Source organism: Kitasatospora sp. NPDC088783, from assembly GCF_044750705.1.
GTDB lineage: Bacteria > Actinomycetota > Actinomycetes > Streptomycetales > Streptomycetaceae > Kitasatospora > Kitasatospora fiedleri.
This window is the reverse complement of the sequence record NZ_JBIVKJ010000003.1, coordinates 720,933-737,777: the sequence shown is the minus strand read 5'-3', so window position 1 is coordinate 737,777 and position 16,845 is coordinate 720,933. Positions and strand designations below refer to the sequence as shown.

Annotated in this window: 15 protein-coding genes; 8 read left to right on the top strand and 7 right to left on the bottom strand. The window is 74.5% G+C overall.

The window, feature by feature from the left end; translation table 11 throughout:
* Nucleotides 1-129: 129 nt before the first annotated feature.
* Together ACIP60_RS11835 and ACIP60_RS11830 are read left to right on the top strand one after the other, a co-directional pair.
* A complete protein-coding gene (locus ACIP60_RS11835; RefSeq protein ID WP_400682473.1) occupies nt 130-1,005 on the top strand; it encodes a DUF3027 domain-containing protein in 876 nt (291 codons plus the stop codon).
* Nucleotides 1,006-1,273: 268 nt separating this feature from the next.
* Nucleotides 1,274-4,561, top strand: coding sequence for a sacsin N-terminal ATP-binding-like domain-containing protein (locus ACIP60_RS11830; protein WP_400682472.1), 3,288 nt, complete (start codon nt 1,274-1,276; stop codon nt 4,559-4,561).
* 56 nt (nt 4,562-4,617) lie between these two features.
* On the opposite strand, the gene ACIP60_RS11825 is transcribed toward ACIP60_RS11830, so the two are convergent.
* Together ACIP60_RS11825 and ACIP60_RS11820 are read right to left on the bottom strand one after the other, a co-directional pair.
* Nucleotides 4,618-7,089 (bottom strand): HAD-IC family P-type ATPase, encoded by a 2,472-nt coding sequence (locus ACIP60_RS11825; protein WP_400682471.1) that lies wholly within the window; start codon nt 7,087-7,089, stop codon nt 4,618-4,620.
* An 84-nt stretch (nt 7,090-7,173) separates the two neighbouring features.
* Nucleotides 7,174-7,509 (bottom strand): DUF2530 domain-containing protein, encoded by a 336-nt coding sequence (locus ACIP60_RS11820; RefSeq protein WP_400682470.1) that lies wholly within the window; start codon nt 7,507-7,509, stop codon nt 7,174-7,176.
* Nucleotides 7,510-7,726: 217 nt separating this feature from the next.
* Here ACIP60_RS11820 and ACIP60_RS11815 point away from each other — a divergent pair, with 217 nt between their 5' ends.
* Entirely contained in the window at nt 7,727-9,190 is a 1,464-nt protein-coding gene (locus tag ACIP60_RS11815; RefSeq protein WP_400682469.1) for an NCS2 family permease, read from the top strand.
* Nucleotides 9,191-9,266: 76 nt separating this feature from the next.
* Here ACIP60_RS11815 and ACIP60_RS11810 read toward each other — a convergent pair whose 3' ends face one another.
* The 3 genes from ACIP60_RS11810 to ACIP60_RS11800 form a co-directional block, all read right to left on the bottom strand.
* The gene (locus tag ACIP60_RS11810) at nt 9,267-9,761 is read right to left on the bottom strand and encodes an NUDIX domain-containing protein (RefSeq protein ID WP_400682468.1); all 495 of its coding nucleotides are present in this window, start codon (nt 9,759-9,761) and stop codon (nt 9,267-9,269) included.
* 88 nt (nt 9,762-9,849) lie between these two features.
* Nucleotides 9,850-10,317: an NUDIX hydrolase gene (locus tag ACIP60_RS11805; protein ID WP_400682467.1), complete on the bottom strand. Its 468-nt coding sequence runs from the start codon at nt 10,315-10,317 to the stop codon at nt 9,850-9,852.
* Nucleotides 10,304-11,026: a DUF5919 domain-containing protein gene (locus ACIP60_RS11800; RefSeq protein WP_400682466.1), complete on the bottom strand. Its 723-nt coding sequence runs from the start codon at nt 11,024-11,026 to the stop codon at nt 10,304-10,306. Before ACIP60_RS11800 ends, ACIP60_RS11805 begins: the two co-directional genes overlap by 14 nt.
* 215 nt (nt 11,027-11,241) lie before the next feature.
* Between ACIP60_RS11800 and ACIP60_RS11795 the strand changes: the two genes are divergently transcribed.
* The gene (locus ACIP60_RS11795) at nt 11,242-11,628 is read left to right on the top strand and encodes a hypothetical protein (protein ID WP_400682464.1); all 387 of its coding nucleotides are present in this window, start codon (nt 11,242-11,244) and stop codon (nt 11,626-11,628) included.
* A 458-nt stretch (nt 11,629-12,086) separates the two neighbouring features.
* Here ACIP60_RS11795 and ACIP60_RS11790 read toward each other — a convergent pair whose 3' ends face one another.
* Entirely contained in the window at nt 12,087-12,581 is a 495-nt protein-coding gene (locus tag ACIP60_RS11790; protein ID WP_400682463.1) for a hypothetical protein, read from the bottom strand.
* Nucleotides 12,582-12,765: 184 nt separating this feature from the next.
* On the opposite strand from ACIP60_RS11790, the gene ACIP60_RS11785 reads away from it, so the two are divergent.
* The 3 genes from ACIP60_RS11785 to ACIP60_RS11775 all read left to right on the top strand — a co-directional run bounded on the left by ACIP60_RS11785 (nt 12,766) and on the right by ACIP60_RS11775 (nt 15,557).
* Nucleotides 12,766-13,311: an FHA domain-containing protein gene (locus ACIP60_RS11785; protein WP_400682462.1), complete on the top strand. Its 546-nt coding sequence runs from the start codon at nt 12,766-12,768 to the stop codon at nt 13,309-13,311.
* A 117-nt stretch (nt 13,312-13,428) separates the two neighbouring features.
* Nucleotides 13,429-13,863, top strand: coding sequence for a MarR family winged helix-turn-helix transcriptional regulator (locus ACIP60_RS11780; protein WP_100836774.1), 435 nt, complete (start codon nt 13,429-13,431; stop codon nt 13,861-13,863).
* Between the two features lie 419 nt (nt 13,864-14,282).
* Nucleotides 14,283-15,557, top strand: coding sequence for an MFS transporter (locus ACIP60_RS11775; RefSeq protein ID WP_400682704.1), 1,275 nt, complete (start codon nt 14,283-14,285; stop codon nt 15,555-15,557).
* A 12-nt stretch (nt 15,558-15,569) separates the two neighbouring features.
* Here ACIP60_RS11775 and ACIP60_RS11770 read toward each other — a convergent pair whose 3' ends face one another.
* A complete protein-coding gene (locus ACIP60_RS11770; RefSeq protein WP_400682461.1) occupies nt 15,570-16,211 on the bottom strand; it encodes a GNAT family N-acetyltransferase in 642 nt (213 codons plus the stop codon).
* Between the two features lie 62 nt (nt 16,212-16,273).
* On the opposite strand from ACIP60_RS11770, the gene thpR reads away from it, so the two are divergent.
* Complete coding sequence (gene thpR / locus ACIP60_RS11765; protein WP_400682460.1) at nt 16,274-16,834, top strand: RNA 2',3'-cyclic phosphodiesterase; 561 nt, start codon at nt 16,274-16,276, stop codon at nt 16,832-16,834.
* Nucleotides 16,835-16,845: the final 11 nt, after the last annotated feature.

Sequence of the window (16,845 nt, the reverse complement as noted above, 5' to 3'; positions counted from 1 at the left end):
CGGCCCCGTGCTCGCGGGGGTCGCCCCCAAGACGTGGCAGCGGGAGCCGACGCGGGCCCGCCCACCGGGTGCTGCCGCGGGACCGCAGGATGACAGGACTGGGAGAGAACCGACGCCGTGAGTGCTGCGATGCGAAGCCGTACCCCTGACCGGCTCTGTGCAGAGGCCGTCGACCTCGCCCGCCAGGCAGTGGTGGACAGCGTCGGGGAGGCCGTCGTCGGCCCCCACGTGAAGGCGAGCGCGGACGCCGAGCGCGTCGTCACCCACACCTTCGAATGCCTCGACCCGGCCTACCGGGGCTGGCACTGGGCGGTCACCGTGGCCCGCGCCCCGCGGGCCAAGAACGTCACCCTCGACGAGGTCGCCCTGCTGCCCGGCGAGGGAGCCGTCCTCGCCCCGCAGTGGGTGCCGTGGAGCGAGCGCCTGCGCCCCGGCGACCTCGGCCCCGGCGACCTGCTCCCCACCGGAGCCGACGACCTGCGCCTGGAACCCGGCTGGACCGGCGAGGACGAACCCGCCCCCAACTCGGTGCTCGTCGAGGCCGCCGAGGACGACGCCCCGGCCGAGGACATCCAGCCGGCGCCCGCCCGCGCCAAGATCAGCGCGATCGCCGAGGAGCTCGGCCTGGTCCGCCCCCGGGTGCTGTCCCGGCACGGCCTGCACCAGGCCGCCGAGCGCTGGGAGACCGCGTACGGCCCGCAGACCCCGATGGCGCAGTCCGCCCCCGCCTCCTGCGACACCTGCGGCTTCCTCGTCCCGATCGGCGGCTCGCTCGGCCAGGCGTTCGGCGTCTGCGGCAACGAGTTCGGCCCGGCCGACGGCCAGGTCGTCTCGCTCGCCTACGGCTGCGGCGCGCACTCCGAGGCCGCCGTCCTGCCGGCCCCGCCCGTCCCCAGCGAGCTGATCCTCGACGAGACGGTCGTCGAACCGCTCCCGCTGCACCCCGACCGCACCTCCGGCTCCGTCGAGCCGGACGCGCCCGCCGAGGAGCTCGGCCACGCGTGACGCCGCGCGCCGAGCGGCGCGTGCGAAACCGGGGGCGCGGGGAACCGCGCGCGGCGTGAGGACGAACGCCGGCAAGGTCGCGGCGACGGGAGTGACCCGACGTCACCTCGCGACCTCGCGGTGCGGGTGTGCCCGTCCGCGCAGTTCCGCAGTCCCCGTGCCCCCCGTCGGGCGCGTCCTGACCGCGCGTCCGTCGCGTACGGCGCCGTCGGGGACGACTGGCAGAATGCCGACTCGTACGCGGACCACACGAAGGGCGGCTCGGCACGTGGAGTCTCGGATCATCGGCAGCGCGGCGTCCCCCGAGGAATCGGACGTCTTCGACACGGCCCGGCTGCGGCACACCGTGCTCGCGGCCTGGACGGCCGCGCCCGCCCGGTTCCGGGAGGACGCCAACGCCGAGGAGGAGCTCGCGCTCGGCGGCTACCGGGACCGGCTCATCGTCGAACTCGCCCAGAACGCCGCCGACGCGGCCGCCCGGGCCGGAGTCGCCGGCCGGCTCCGGCTGACCCTGCGCGACGGCGTGCTGGCCGCCGCCAACACCGGCGCCCCGCTGGACGCCGCCGCGGTCGAGTCGCTCTCCACCCTGCGGGCCTCCGCCAAGCGCGGGGACGAGCGGGAGGTGGTCGGCCGGTTCGGCGTCGGCTTCGCCGCCGTGCTGGCCGTCAGCGACGAACCCGCCGTGCTCGGCCACCCCGGCGGGGTGCGCTGGTCGCTCACCGACGCCCGCGCGCTGGTCGCCGCGATCCCGCGGCTCACCGAGGAGTTGACCCGCCGCGAGGGCCACCTGCCGGTGCTCCGGGTGCCGTTCGCGGCCGAGGGCGAGCCCCCCGCGGGCTACGACACCGTGGTCGTCCTGCCGCTGCGCGACGCCGCCGCCGAGGACCTCACCCGCCGCCTGCTCGCCGGGATCGACGACGCCCTGCTGCTGACCCTGCCCGGCCTCGCCGAGGTGGTGGTCGACACCGCGGAGGGCGTGCGCACCCTGACCCGCACCGCGCACCCGCCGCGCCCCGAGCAACTGCCCGCCGTCACCGTCACCGACGGGGAGCGCAGCACCACCTGGCAGACCGTCAGCGCGGCCGGCACCGCCGCCCCCGAACTGCTGGCCGACCGCACCACCGAGGAGCGCGCCCGCCCGTACTGGACGCTCACCTGGGCCGTCCCGGTCGACGAGCGGGGCCGCTCGCAGCGCCCGCGCACCGCCGCCGTGGTGCACGCGCCCACCCCCAGCGACGAACCGCTCGGCCTGCCCGCGCTACTGATCGCCTCCTACCCGCTCGACCCGACCCGGCGGCACGTCGCGCCCGGCCCGCTCACCGACTTCCTCACCGAGCGCGCCGCCGACGCCTACGCCGAACTGCTGCGCGCCCGCGGCGCCGACCCGGGCTCGCTGGACCTCGTCCCCGCCCCGCTCGGCCAGGGCGCCCTGGACAGCGCGCTGCGCACCGCCGTGCTGGAGCGGCTGCCCGAGACGCCCTTCCTGCCGCACCCGCCCGGCACCGAGGCGGGCACCCCCGCGCTGCGCCCGCGCGACGCCGTCCTGCTGGAGGGCGCCGACCACGAGGTGGTCGAGGCGCTCGCCCCGATCTTCCCCGGCCTGCTCCCGGCCGGCCTGGAGCGCCGCACCGAACTGCGCACCCTGCGGGTGCGCCGCGTCCCGCTCGCCGAGGTGGTCGACCAGCTCGGCGGCCTGGAGCGCGAACCCGCCTGGTGGCGCGGCCTGTACGCGGCCCTGGCCGGGGCCGACCCGGAGTCGCTGGGCGCCCTGCCCGTCCCGCTCGCCGACGGCCGCACGGTCACCGGCCCGCGCCGCGTCCTGCTGCCCTCCGACGCCGCCGACTGGGCCGGCTACGAGGGCTACCCCGGCGCGCTCGCCGAGGCGCTCGACCTGCTCGACCTGCGGCTGGCCCACCCCGACGCCGCCCACCCGCTGCTCGCCAAGCTCGGTGCCGGCACCGCCACCCCGGCCGGCGTCCTGGACACCCCCGAGGTCCGGGCCGCCGTCGCCCGCTCGCTGGAGGTCGGCGAGGACGACTACGACGCCGCCGTCGACCTCGCCGACGCCGTCCTCGCCCTGGTCAGGGCCGCCGCGCCCGCCCCCGGCGAGCACCCCTGGCTGGCCCGCCTGGCCCTGCCCGACGACGAGGGCGAACTCGCCCGGGCCGGTGAACTCCTGCTCCCCGAGAGCCCGCTGGCCCACCTGGTGGACGAGGACGAGGCCGCCTTCGTGGACGAGGACCTGCTGGAGCGCTGGGGCCCCGAGGTCCTCGCCGCGGCCGGCGCCCTCACCGCCTTCACCCTGGTGCGCGCCGAGGACGTCGTCCTCGACCCCGACGACCTGGAGCGCCTCGACCCCACCGCCCCCGCCGACCGGGCCGCCGGCGGCCGCCCCACCGGCCTGATCGACGAGGCCCCCGACGGCCTCGCCGAGTGGTGCGAGGACGCCCTGGAGGCCCTGCACGCCGACGACGCCGGGGAGTTGGGCGTCCCGCCGGTCGCCGCCGAACTGCTCGCCGTCCGCGACCTCGACCTGGTCGCCGACGACGCCTGGCCCGAGGCGCTCGCCCTGCTCGCCCGGCCCCCGTACCGGGACGCCGTGGTGGCGCCGGTGCGCACCCTGCTGCCCGACGGCAGCTACACCGACCTGCCCTCGTACACCGCCTGGTGGCTGCGCGACCACCCCGTCCTGGACGGCCGCGAACCGGCCGGCCTGCGCGCCGCCGGGGCCGACCCGCTGCTGCGCGGCCTCTACGACGAGGCCCGCACCACGCTCGACCCGCAGTTCCTGCACGCGCTCGGCGTGCGCACCACGCTGAACGCGCTGCTCGCCGAACCGCACGGCCCCGACGAGCTGATCGACCGCCTCACCGACCCGCTCTCCGAGGTCAGCCACCGCCAACTGCACGGCATCTACAGCCTGCTGGCCGCCCTCCCGGCCGAGCGCGTCGAACCGCTCGACGTGGTCCGGGCGCTGGCCCCGCTGGACGACGCCACCGGCCGCCGCGACGACCGCACCGTCATCGTGGACGCCGCCACCGCGGTCGTCGCCGACGCCCCCGACCTGGTCGAACTCCTCCACGACCACGCCGTGCTGCCCGTCCACCCGCTGCTCGCCCCGGCCCTGGCCGAGCGCCTGCACGTCTCGCTGGCCAGCGAGGTGGCCGGCGGCCGGGTCCTCTCCGAGGGCACCCTGCACCGCGTCCCCGCGGTGGTCCGCGAACTGCTGCCCGGCTGCCCCGCCGTCTACGAGGAGCACGAGGAACTCCTGGTCGTCGGCCCCGACGGCGAGGAGGCCCACGTCGCCTGGCGCTGGGACACCGCCGCGACCGCCCCCGAACTGCCCTACGACCCCGACGAGGCCGAAGCCGCCGACGAGGACGACGAGTTCGACGTCCCGCCGGTCCCCGGCCTGCTGCACGCCGCCACCCCCGAGGGCCTCGCCGCCGGCCTGGCCTGGTCCGTCCACCAATGGCACCGCCGCTTCGAGGTCCTGGCCGCCCTCACCGAACCCGACCGGGCGTACGAGCTGCTGGCGGCCCGCGACTACGAGTAGCGGTCCGGGGCCGGGCCCGCCGTTTCCCGGCCCCCGGCCCGTTCCCCGCCGGCCTTCTAGGAGCTCTTCTCGGCGAAGACCCGGGCGCTGATCTCCAGCAGGCCGCCCGCGATCAGGGCGATCGCCACGCCGGTCAGCGGGTCGCGCCAGCCGACCAGGTGGAGCTGGAAGAAGTCGGCGAGCCAGGGCACCACCAGGACCAGCGCGAAGGCGCCGGACATGGTGCCGATCAGCAGCAGGCGCCACCAGGTGTAGGGGCGGGCGACGATGGCGAGCACCCAGACGGCCACGATGAAGAGGGTGAGCGTCGCGACCGAGGTGTCGGCCTCCAGGGTGGTCTCGTCGTCGCCGCGGGCCAGCGCGTAGGCGGTGAAGGTCGCCGCGCCGCAGACGATCCCGCCGGGGACGGCCAGCCGCAGGACCCGGCGGACGAAGCCGGTGCGGGCGCGCTCGTTGTTGGGGGCCAGGGCCAGGAAGAACGCCGGGATGCCGATGGTCAGCGAGGACAGCACCGTCGAGTGCCGGGGCAGGAACGGGTACGGGACCTGGGTGAACACCACCAGCAGGGCCAGCAGCACCGAGTAGACGGTCTTGACCAGGAACAGCCCGGCGACCCGCTCGATGTTGCCGATCACCCGGCGGCCCTCGGCGACCACCGAGGGCAGGGTGGCGAAGCGGTCGTCGAGCAGGACGATCTGGGCGACGGCCCGGGTGGCGTCCGAGCCGGTGCCCATCGCGACGCCGATGTCGGCGTCCTTGAGGGCGAGGACGTCGTTGACGCCGTCGCCGGTCATCGCGACGGTGCGGCCCTTGGACTGCAGGGCGCCGACCAGGGCGCGCTTCTGCTGCGGGGTGACCCGGCCGAAGACGGCGGTGCGGTCGGCGGCCTCGGCCAGCTCGGCGGGGTCGGCGGGCAGGGTGCGGGCGTCGGTCGCGGTCTCGGCGCCGGGCAGGCCGAGGTGGGCGGCGACGGCGCCCACCGAGACGGCGCTGTCGCCGGAGATGACCTTGGCCCGGACGTCCTGGGAGCGGAAGTAGCGCAGGGTGTCCGCGGCGTCCTCGCGCAGCCGCTGCCGGAGCACCAGCAGGGCGAGCGGCCGCAGCTCGGCGGCCGGGTCGGGGTCGTCCAGCGGCAGCGGGCTGCGGCCCAGCAGCAGGACGCGCAGCCCCTTCGCGCCCAGCTCGTCGACCTCGGCGAGCGCGTCCGAACCGGCCGGCAGCAGCACGTCCGGGGCGCCGAGCAGCCAACTGCCCTCGGTGCCGCCCGGTTCGAGCAGCTGGACGCCGCTCCACTTGCGGGCGGAGGAGAACGGGATCGCCTCCAGCACCCGCCAGCGGCCCTCCGGCGGCGGCCCGTACGCCTCGATGACGGCCCGCATGCTGGGGTTGGGGCGGGTGTCGGCGGCGCCGATCGCGCCGAGCGCCTCGGCCAGCACCGCCGGGTCGGCCTGCGGGGCCTGCCGGGGGTTGGCCAGCGGGCGGAGGTCGACCAGGTCCATGCCGCCCTCGGTGAGGGTGCCGGTCTTGTCGAGGCAGACGGTGTCGACCCGGGCCAGCCCCTCGATCGCGGGCAGCTCCTGGACCAGGCACTGCTTGCGGCCGAGCCGGACCACCCCGATCGCGAAGGCCACCGAGGTGAGCAGCACCAGGCCCTCGGGCACCATCGGCACGATGCCGGCCACCATCCGGCGGACGGCCTCCCTCCAGTCGTTGCGCTCCACCGCGAGCTGGCTGATCACCAGGCCGAGCGCGGTGGGGACCAGCAGGTAGGTGATGAACCGCAGGATCCGGTCGATGCCGGTGCGCAGCTCGGACTTGACCAGGGTGAACCTGCTGGCCTCCTCGGCGAGCCTGGCGGCGTAGGCGTCCCGGCCGACCTTGGTGGCGGTGAACGCGCCCGCGCCGGCCACCACGAAGGAACCGGACATCACGCGGTCGCCGGGGTGCTTGAGGACGGGGTCGGGCTCGCCGGTCAGCAGCGACTCGTCGATCTCCAGGCCGTCCGCCTCGGTGACGGTGCCGTCCACCACGGCCTTGTCGCCGATGCCGAGCAGCACGGTGTCGTCCAGCACGACCTCGCCGGTGCCGACCTGCACGGCGGCGCCGTCCCGGCGGACCTGGGGGCGGGCCTCGCCGATCAGCGCGAGGCTGTCCAGGGTCTTCTTGGCGCGGGTCTCCTGGATGATGCCGATCGCCGTGTTGGCCACGATGACCAGGCCGAACAGGCCGTCCTGGATCGGTCCGACGACCAGGATGATGCCGAACATCACCCCGATGAGCGCGTTGAACCGGGTGAACACGTTGGCCCGGACGATCTCCCGCACCGACCGGCTGGAACGCACCGGGACGTCGTTCACCTGGCCGCGGGCGACCCGCTCGGCGACCTCGGCCGCGCTCAGCCCGGGCTGGTACGCGCCGCCCGCGCCGGTGGGGTGCGCGCCGGGGGCCTGATCCGGGGCCCGGCCCGGGGCCGGATCGGGGTCCGGACCGGGGCCGTGCGCGGCGGTGCCTTCCGCTGAGTGCGTCATGGCACCGACTCTAGGTGGGCGATTTGTCCGGCGCGTCCCGCCTCGGGGCGGTGTCGGGCCGGACGGGTGGCGGGGGCCGGAGCCTCAGCGGGCGGCTCCGGTGCCGCTCCCGGCGCCCGTGCCGTTGTCACTGCCGTCGTCGCCGCCGGTGCCGCTCCCGGTGGCCTCGGCCGCCTCGGCGGCGCGGGCGCGGCGGATCGCGGCGCGGCGGGCGGTGCAGTACTTGAGGCCGATCAGGCCGAGCAGGCCGCCGGACAGGCAGATCCACGGCCAGGTGCCGTGGCCGTGGTCGGACAGTCGGCCCTGGAACGGCACCAGCGCCACGAAGCCGACGAACCACAGCACCGTGCCGGTGCCGACGATGGCGACGTCGTTCCCCTCGAGGGGCGGGGGAGCGGAGCGCAGCGCGGTCTTGGGCATGGGCCCTAGCCTACGGGGCGGGCCCGGCGCTCCGGGAGAGGCGGTCCGGTCCGCCGCCGCCACCCGGAGTCGTCCGAACGTGATCGAGCGTGACCGTAATGGCCTTGCTCTACGCGCGAAGATGGCGCGTGCACGACCGGCGTCGACATACTGAAATGCCCCCACCCTGGCTTCCCCCCCCTGGCCCCCCGGCCTCTCCCGATCGAGGACCCCCGACATGTCTCCGCAGGCCCAGTCGACCACCGCGTCGCCCGAGCCCTCCCAGAACCCGCCGCAGCCCCCGTCCGGCGCCCTGGACCGCTTCTTCAAGATCTCGCAGCGGGGCTCCACCCTGCCCCGCGAGATCCGCGGTGGTGTCGCCACCTTCTTCACGATGGCGTACATCCTGGTGCTCAACCCGATCATCCTGGCCTCGGCCACGGACATGAACGGCACCCACCTCGCCGGCGGGCAGCTGGTCACCGCGACCGCGCTCACCGCCGGTCTGACCACCCTGCTGATGGGCGTCATCGGCAACGTCCCGATCGGCCTCGCCGCCGGCCTGGGCGTCAACACCATCGTGGCGCTCCAGCTCGCCCCCCAGATGACCTGGCCGGACGCGATGGGCATGGTCGTCCTGGCCGGCTTCGCGATCATGCTGCTGGTCGCCACCGGCCTGCGCGAGCGGGTCATGAACGCCGTCCCGCTCGGCCTGCGCAAGGCCATCGCGATCGGCATCGGCCTGTTCATCACCCTGGTCGGCCTGGTCGACTCCGGCTTCGTCTCCCGCATCCCGGACGCCGCCCACACCACCGTCCCGCTCCAGCTCGGCGTCGGCGGCCACCTGCACGGCTGGCCCGTGCTGATCTTCATCCTCGGCCTGCTGCTCACCATGGCCCTGGTCATCCGCAAGGTGCCCGGCGCGATCCTGATCTCGATCGCCGTGATGACCGCCCTCGCGGTGATCATCCAGCAGTTCGCCGACCTCTCCGCCGAGACCTGGGGCCTCACCGTCCCCGCCTGGCCCGGCAACCCGGTCGCCACCCCCGACTTCGGCCTGGTCGGCCACTTCAGCCTGTTCGGCGGCTTCCAGCACGTCAGCGTCCTGACCGGCATCCTGTTCGTCTTCACCGTGCTGATGAGCTGCTTCTTCGACGCGATGGGCACCATCCTCGGCGTCGCCGACGAGGCCCACCTGCTCGACGAGAAGGGCGACCTCCCGGGCATCAACAAGATCCTGATGGTCGACGGCATCGCCACCGCCGCGGGCGGCGCGACCTCCTCCTCCGCCAACACCTGCTTCGTCGAGTCCACCGCCGGCGTCGGCGAGGGCGCCCGCACCGGCTTCGCCTCGATCGTCACCGGCGCGCTCTTCCTGCTCGCCCTCTTCCTCACCCCGCTGGCGACCATGGTCCCCGCCCAGGCCGCCACCCCCGCCCTGGTCACCGTCGGCTTCCTGATCCTGGCGAACTCCATCAAGGAGATCGACTGGTCCGACTTCACCATCGCGATGCCGGCCTTCCTCACCATCGTGATGATGCCGTTCACCTACTCCATCACCAACGGCATCGGCTTCGGCTTCATCACCTTCTGCCTCCTGCGCATCGTCGCCGGCCGCGCCCGCACCGTCCCGATCGCGATGTACGGCGTCGCCGCCGTCTTCGCCTTCTACTACCTGATGCCGGCCCTCGGCCTGCTCTGACGCCGCCCGGCCCCACGACGGCCCCGCACTCTGCTGTGAGTGCGGGGCCGCTCGCGTCCGGTCTTCCCGATCCGGTTCACCAGGAATCGAGCGAGACGCCGGGGTCGTTCCGGAGGTAGTGGTCGAGGGCCGCCCCCGTGGTGGAGACGAACTCCTGGGGGAGTGCCTCGGTGCTCACCCAGGCGACTTCGGAGTGCTTCTCGGGCTCCCCGTTGTGGAGGCTGCCGGACCACTCGTGGGCGGCGAACACCACGGTCAGGAAGCCATGGGGGGCTTCGACGCCCCGTGCTCCGTGGATGACGTGCACCAGGTGCAGGGCGTCGGGCGACACGACGAGTCCGGTCTCTTCGGCGAGTTCGCGCACAGCGGTCTGGGTGATCGGCTCGCCCGGCTCGTTCTTGCCGACGGGGAGGTCCCACCTGCCCTGGGCGAACTTGGCCTTCGGGCCGCGCCGGAGGAGGGCCACTCGTCGGGCCTCGCGGTCGTGGACGATCACTGCGGCGACCAGCAGTGTCATCGACTCCGTGGCGGGCTCGAGTGCGATGGGCCGATCGGTGCTTGTCTGGGCCACGGGTTCGGTTCCTTCCGGCGGTATGGCTGGCGGCGGTGTCGGCGGCCGGGCCGTCCCCTGCGGTCGGTTCGGTGCTGGTGGGCGGGGGTCAGCGGACCGCCGGGCCTCGTCCGGAGCGCCAGTCGGCGAGGCGTTTGCGGATGCTGGGGACCATGGGCAGGGCGTCGATGTCGGCCGGGTCGAACCAGGCGACCTCGGAGGACTCGTCCGAGGTGCGGAGGTCGCCGCCGACGGGGCGGGCCAGCAGGCAGACGGAGAACTCCTGGCGCACCTCGCCGTCGTCGTAGGCGAAGACGTGGCCCGGGTTGGTGTACGTGCCCACGATGCCGGTGATCTCCACCCGGATGCCGGTCTCCTCGAAGGTCTCCCGGATGCCGCAGCCCGCCAGCGACTCGCCCAGTTCCATCCGGCCGCCGGGCAGCGCCCACATCCCGTTGTCGACGCGCCGCTGGAGCAGGACGCGGCCGGTGTCGTCCACGACCACCACCGAGGCGGCCGGGACGAGGCTGTTGGCCTTCGGCGCGCGCGGGTCGTCCTCGTAGTCACGCCTGGCCACGCGGTGCCTCCTCCCAGATGTCGCGCCCACGGCCCCAGAGTTCCTCCACGTGCTCGGCGAACCGGTCGAACATGCCGTCGTCCTGCGCGCGCCTGAGGTGCATCATCGGCGAATCGTGACCGACCCGGCGGGCCAGGATCGGCGTCACGATCATCTCGTCGTCGAAGCGGAAGACCGAGAGGCTGACGTGCCCGGTCTCGAAGCGCCCCTCGACGTTCCCGACGCCCCGGAGCCGCTGCAACTCGCTCATCGTCACGGCGATACGCGTGGACAGGGTGAGCGGAACGCCCTCCTCGGCTTCGCGGGCCTGCGTGACGGAGCTGTCCGGATCGCCGATCAGGAACCTGACCCGGCACCCGGCCAGGGCCTTGCGCCGCAGCGCGCCGGCCAGGTTCGCCTGCTCCAGCCAGAGGAAGTAGTTGGTGTAGCCGGCGAAGACCAGTTCGTGCCGCGCCTTCGTGATGAGCGAGCGCCAGAGCGACGCGGGTGCCGCCGACCGGTACGGGAAGACCTGGACGACCTCACGGTCCGGTCCGGTTCTGAGCGCCGAACGAACGGCTGTGGGCCACAACGTAGCTTCCTCCTCTCCCAGCGCTTCGCATGCCGCCCACCTGTGTCGGGCGCGGGGAACGCGGGCCGGGTTGACGATCCATCGGTTGACCGTCTTGCCGTCGACGCCGCACACCTCTGCGAGCTTCGCTTCGGTCATCTTGGCACTTGCCATCGCATGGCGGAGAGCGTGGTTCAAAGTTCACCCCTTGAGCCTGTGCGGGACGAGACGAAACGTACCGACGGAACGTCCCGAACGTCCCGCGAACGCAGTGGGAACGTCCGGAAAGGCGGCAGATCATCTGAGAGTGACGGCGTGTTAACCAGAAGTGATCGCCGTTGGCCCATTCACTGTGAGAGACAGGTGAGCGACAAGTGCTGCACGCTGATGCGCCAATGGGTGCGAGGGGTGTGCTCCGGCGTTTCCTGCGGGAGGGGTTCGCGGAACCCGAAGCGGCAGCGGAGTTGTTGGGGCGGGCGTTTCGGATGGCGCGGTTGGAGCCGCCGCCGGGGCTGTCGCCGGTGCGCCAGCCGGACGTGCCCAAGGAGTTCGTCGGTGCCACACTGGGGTGCGCGGGGTTGCCGTGGATGCGGCAGTTGGCCGAGTCGTTGCTGGAACTCGCCTTCCTTCGTGGTGAGTTGCATGCGGTGGTGGTGGCGTTTCCGGAGCTGGATCTCGGCAGTCTGTCGGACAAGTACCTGGAAGTCCTCAGGCTGATCACCCCGGACGGGGCACTGCACGTACTGGACGGTGTCTCGTGAGCAGCGGACAACCAGGGTATCCGGCGGAGGACTTGCGGCACCGGGCGTGGGCGGTGGCCGATCGGCTGGCGAAGGCTTGCGGCCAGGAGGTGAGGGTGGCGGAGATCCCCGGCGGGTACCGGGTCTCCGTCCGCCTGTACGGCGACGGGATCGACGACCGGGAAGTCCTGGACACCTTGGCCGCCGGCGACCGCTTCGGGCACTCCGGCTCCCACCGCCCGCAGGGCGACAGCCGGGACAAGGGTGCCGTGTGGTGCGAGGTGTACCTGGAACCGCCGCCACGCCCGGGCGTTGTGCGACCGGAGACCGTTCGGACCGGGTGTCACGGTAACTGGCCGGAGTAGGGGCGGTCCCGCTCGAAGCCGCCGGGCCGGGCTGTCGGACAGCGTTCGCGGGCGCTGTGGCCGGTGGGGAGTTCGGCCTCCTCGACGAGGCCGGGAGGCTTGTCCGGCGTCCGGTCAGGGGAGGCGGCCGGTGCGGGAGGAGCCGGGGGGCCACAGGACGTCGACCGGAAGGCCGGCGGCTCGGGCGGTGGCGACCATGTCGGCCGTTCCGCCCGGGCCGTTGCCGGGGCGGCCGTCCCAGACTGCGATCAGGCGGTCGGCGAGGCGTAGCAGTCGGTCGTTGGCGGCGACGTACGCGGCCGGGTCGAGCCGGGCGGCGGGCAGGACCAGGACCCGGTGTGCGGCGGCCCGGAGGCGGTCGAAGGCGGCGCGGTCGGCCGGGTCGGTCGGTGGGGGTGGGTAGTCGGGGGCGGGCAGGACGGCGAGCAGGCGGGCGCCGCGGGCCAGGACGGCCTCCGCGAACAGGGTGTCGGCGCCCGGGGCGAGGCAAGAGACGCCGGTCAACTCCGTTGCGGGGTACGGCGCGAGGAGGGCGTCCAGGGCGGTGCGGACGGCGCAGGCGGTGTCCGGGGCGAGGTCGAGGTGCCCGGTCACGGCGATCACGGGCATGGCGGGCGCTCCCCGGGCTGGACGTCGGTGCTGTGCCGGATCCTGCCAGGACGGCGGCCCGGTGGGCGGGAGTTGGCGCGGATCGGGCCGAAAACCGTCCGGCCGTACGGGAGTCGGTCCTGTCCTCCGGAGCGGGGCCCGCCGCGTGCTGGACAGTGCGGGTCGCCCGCCCGACAATCACGCTATGGCCGCTCAGGAGTTCAGCACCCAGCTCGCCCGCCCCTCGCAGGCCGAGCGGGACAGCGCGCTGGAACTGCTGCGGGACGGGGTCGGCAGCGGCCGGCTCTCGCACGACACCTTCATCCGCCGGATGGAACTGGTGCTGACCGCCCGCAGCCGCGCCGAACTCGCCGAGGTGGTCGGCGACCTGCGCACCTACGGACCGGTCTCCCGGGCGCTGCTGCGCACCGTCGCCAGGGTCTCCGCGCTCCAGGTCCGGCTGCGGCAGACCTGGCACGCCGAGCAGCTGACCAGGCTGCGGCTGCCCGATCCGGGCGTGCGGCGGCTGCGGATCGGCCGGATGACCGGCTCCGACCTCCGGCTGGGCGACTCGACCGTCTCCCGGCGCCACGCCGAGCTGCGCTTCGAGACCGGCGACTGGGTCCTCTACGACCTGGGCTCCAGCAACGGCACCTACGTCAACGACCGCCGGGTGGCCGGCGGCACCGTGGTCCGGGCCGGCGACCGGCTGCGCTTCGGACGGCTGGGCTTCCACCTCACCGCGGACTGAGCGCGCGCCGGACGGGGAGGAGCGGGCGGCCGGCGTCGAGTCGAACGGACGGATGCCTCGCGCGCGTGTGGTCGAAATCAATTTTCCTTAGACTCGGTAATGACGTAGGCTAAGGACATGCCCGAGATGTACGAGGACGACCTGCTGGCGGTCAGCCAGCTGCGGTCGGCCGCGATGCGCCTGGCCCGCCGGTTGCGACACCAGCGGGTCGAGGAGTCGCTGAGCCCCACCGAGATGGGGGTGCTCGGCACGCTCGCCCGCTGCGGCAAGGCGACGCCGGGCGAGCTGGCCCGCAAGGAGCACGTCCAGCCGCCGTCCATGACCAGGATCATCGCGATGCTGGAGGAGAAGGGCCTGGTGCGGCGCGAGCCGCACCCGGAGGACCGCCGACAGGTGGTGGTCAGCAGTACGGAGCAGGCCGAGGAGATCCTCAACGAGTCCCGCCGCCGGCGCAACGCCTGGCTGGCCGGGCTGGCCGAGGGCCTCGACGCGGAGGAGTGGGAGCGGCTCAAGGCGGCCGCGCCCGTGCTCTACAAGCTGGCCAACCTGTAGCACCGCCCCGATCCCGCCCGACCCGTCCCGGGTGAACGAAGGAGAACCGCATCACCGCAGGACCCACCAGTGCCACAGACCGCACCGCGACCGCCCGACCGGTCGCGGTGCGCCGAGGGGAGACCATCTTGACACCGCCGGCCGCCCGCGCCGCCGCGATCCGCACCGCGACCATCCGCACCGACCTCCGTACCGACACCCGGCGCCCGGTCACCCGCCCCGCGGGCCCGCGCCACGAAGAACCGCTCGTCGACGAAGCGGCCGCCACCACCGGGGCGGCGCCCGCCGGCGCCCCCGCCGCGCAGAGCCAGGCACCCGCCTCCGCGGGCCTGCCGGGCAGCGGCGACGACGACCCCGACGAACGCACCGCGGCGGTGACCCCCGCCGCTTCGCCGGGCCGGTTCACCCGCCCGGGAGGGATGTTCTCGTCCCTGCGCATCCGTAATTACCGGTACTACTTCGCCGGCCAGGTGGTCTCCAACACCGGCACCTGGATGCAGCGCATCGCCCAGGACTGGCTGGTGCTCAGCCTCACCGGCAGCCCGTTCGCGGTCGGCATCACCACCGCCATGCAGTTCCTGCCGATGCTGCTGCTCGGCCTGTGGGGCGGCGTCCTCGCCGACCGGCTGCCCAAGCGCCGCCTGCTGATCGCGACCCAGGGCGCGATGGGCCTGCTCGCCGCCGTCCTCGCCGTGCTCACCGTCACCGGTGCCGTCACGCCCGTCGTGGTGTACCTGTTCGCGCTGCTGCTCGGCCTGGTCACGGTGGTCGACAACCCGACCCGGCAGGCGTTCGTCAGCGAGATGGTGCCCGCCAAGGACCTGGCCAACGCGGTCAGCCTGAACGCCGCCAACTTCCAGACCGCCCGCCTGGTCGGCCCGGCCGTCGCCGGCGCGCTGATCGCCGCGGTCGGCAGCGGCTGGGCGTTCGCCGTGAACGCGTTCTCCTTCGTCGCGGTTATCGGCGGCCTGCTCGCCATGCGCAGCAGCGAACTGCGCCCCGTCGAGCGGATCGCCCGCGAGCGCGGACAGCTCCGCGAGGGCCTGCGGTACGTCAAGGAGCGCCCCGAGCTGCTCTGGCCGATGGTGCTCGCCGGTTTCATCGGGACCTTCGGCTTCAACTTCCCGACCCTGCTCTCCGGCTTCGCGCACGACACCTTCCACGTCGGCGCGGGCGCGTACGGCCTGCTCAACACCGCGATGGCGGTCGGCTCACTGACCGGCGCCCTGCTCGCCGCCCGCCGCGGCGCGCCCCGGCTGCGCCGCCTGGTCTTCGCCGCGTGCGCCTTCGGCGCGCTGGAGGTGCTGGCCGCGTTCGCCCCGGGCTACTGGACCTTCGCCCTGCTGCTCACCCTGATCGGCGTGTTCGGTCTGACCTTCAACACCTCGGTCAACTCGGCCCTCCAGCTCGGCACCGACCCCGAGATGCGCGGCCGCGTCATGGGCCTGCTGGTCCTGGTCTTCACCGGCGGCACCCCGATCGGCGCCCCGCTGGTCGGCTGGATCACCGCCCAGTACGGCCCGCGCTTCGGCCTGCTCGCCTGCGGCCTGGTCTCCGCCGCGGCGGCCGGCGTGGTCGCCCTGGTGCTCGGCCGGATCAGCGGCCTGCGCCTGCGCCTGGACCCGCACCCGGTGCGGACCCGGGGCCGGGTGTTCTCGGTGGTGCAGAAGGACGACCTGGCGACCGCCTGCTAGTCCCTCGGCGGGTCAGTCCGCGGGCCGGTCCGCCGGCGGACCGGCCCGCCGGCCCGGGTGGACGCGCAGCTCCAGCAGTTGCCCGGGCCACGGGCCGGTCGGCCGGTCCTCGGTGAACGCGGCGGTGCGGGTGAACCCCAGCCGCTCGTACTGGGCGACCAGCCCGCCGTCGCCGCCCGCGTAGCAGTCCACCCGCAGCAGGCCGGCGCCGCGCTCGCGGGCCAGGCGGCGGGCGTCGGCGACCAGGGCCGCCCCGACGCCCGCCCCGCGGTGGGCCGGGTCGGTCACCAGCCAGCGGACGAACAGCTCCGGCTCGCCCGCCGCCGGGAGGCCCGCGGGGGCGCGGTCGGCCAGCACGCAGATGCCGAGCGGACCGCCGTCACCGCCGCCGCTCTCGCCGTCACCGCCGCCGCCGCCGTCACCGCCGCCGCCGTCATCGCTACCGCCCTGGCCGCCGCCGTCGTCGGGCCAGGCGATCCGGACCAGGTGCTCCGCCGTGACCCGCCCGGCCCGTTCGACCGCGCCCGGACGCCGCGACCAGGGCACCGGGCCCCACTGGTCGGTGCGGCCCCGGGCGGCCAGCCAGGCGACCGCGCCGTCGAGCAGGGAGAGCAGGACGGCGGCGGATTCCGGTCCTCCGGTACGGATGCGCATGACCTTCTTTCTATCCGACTTCCCGGCCGACCCGCGGACAGGGGGTGCGGCAGGATGACGGGATGAGGCTCTTCGTCGCCGTGAACCCGCCGGCCCGCGTCAAGCAGGAACTCGTCGACGCCGTACAGCCCCTGCGCGCCCTCCCCGGCGCGGACCGGCTGCGCTGGACCGAACCCGCCGGATGGCACCTCACGCTGGCCTTCCTGGGCGAGGTCCCGGCCGACGAGGTGACCGCGCTGGAACGGGAGCTGGCCCGGCTCGCGAGCACCCACCCGGTGCACCGGCTGCGCCTGGCCGGGGCCGGCACCTTCGGCGAACGGGCGCTCTGGGCGGGCGTCGAGGGGGACGTCCAGGCCCTGCGCCGGCTGGCGGCGGACGTGCGGACGGCGCTCGACGCCACCGACGAGGAACGCGGCTTCCACCCCCACCTGACCCTGGCCCGGGCCGCGACCACCCGCGGCCGCGGACCCGCCGGCCCGGGCGGGCCGCAGACGCTGGCCGTCCCCCTGCGGGACTTCCGGGGCACGCCGTGGACGGCCGCCCGGATCCAGCTGATGCGCAGCGAGACGGGCTACGGCCCGGCCCGCTACACGGTGGTGGAGGGCTGGCCGCTGGGCACGTGAACGGCGGCCGG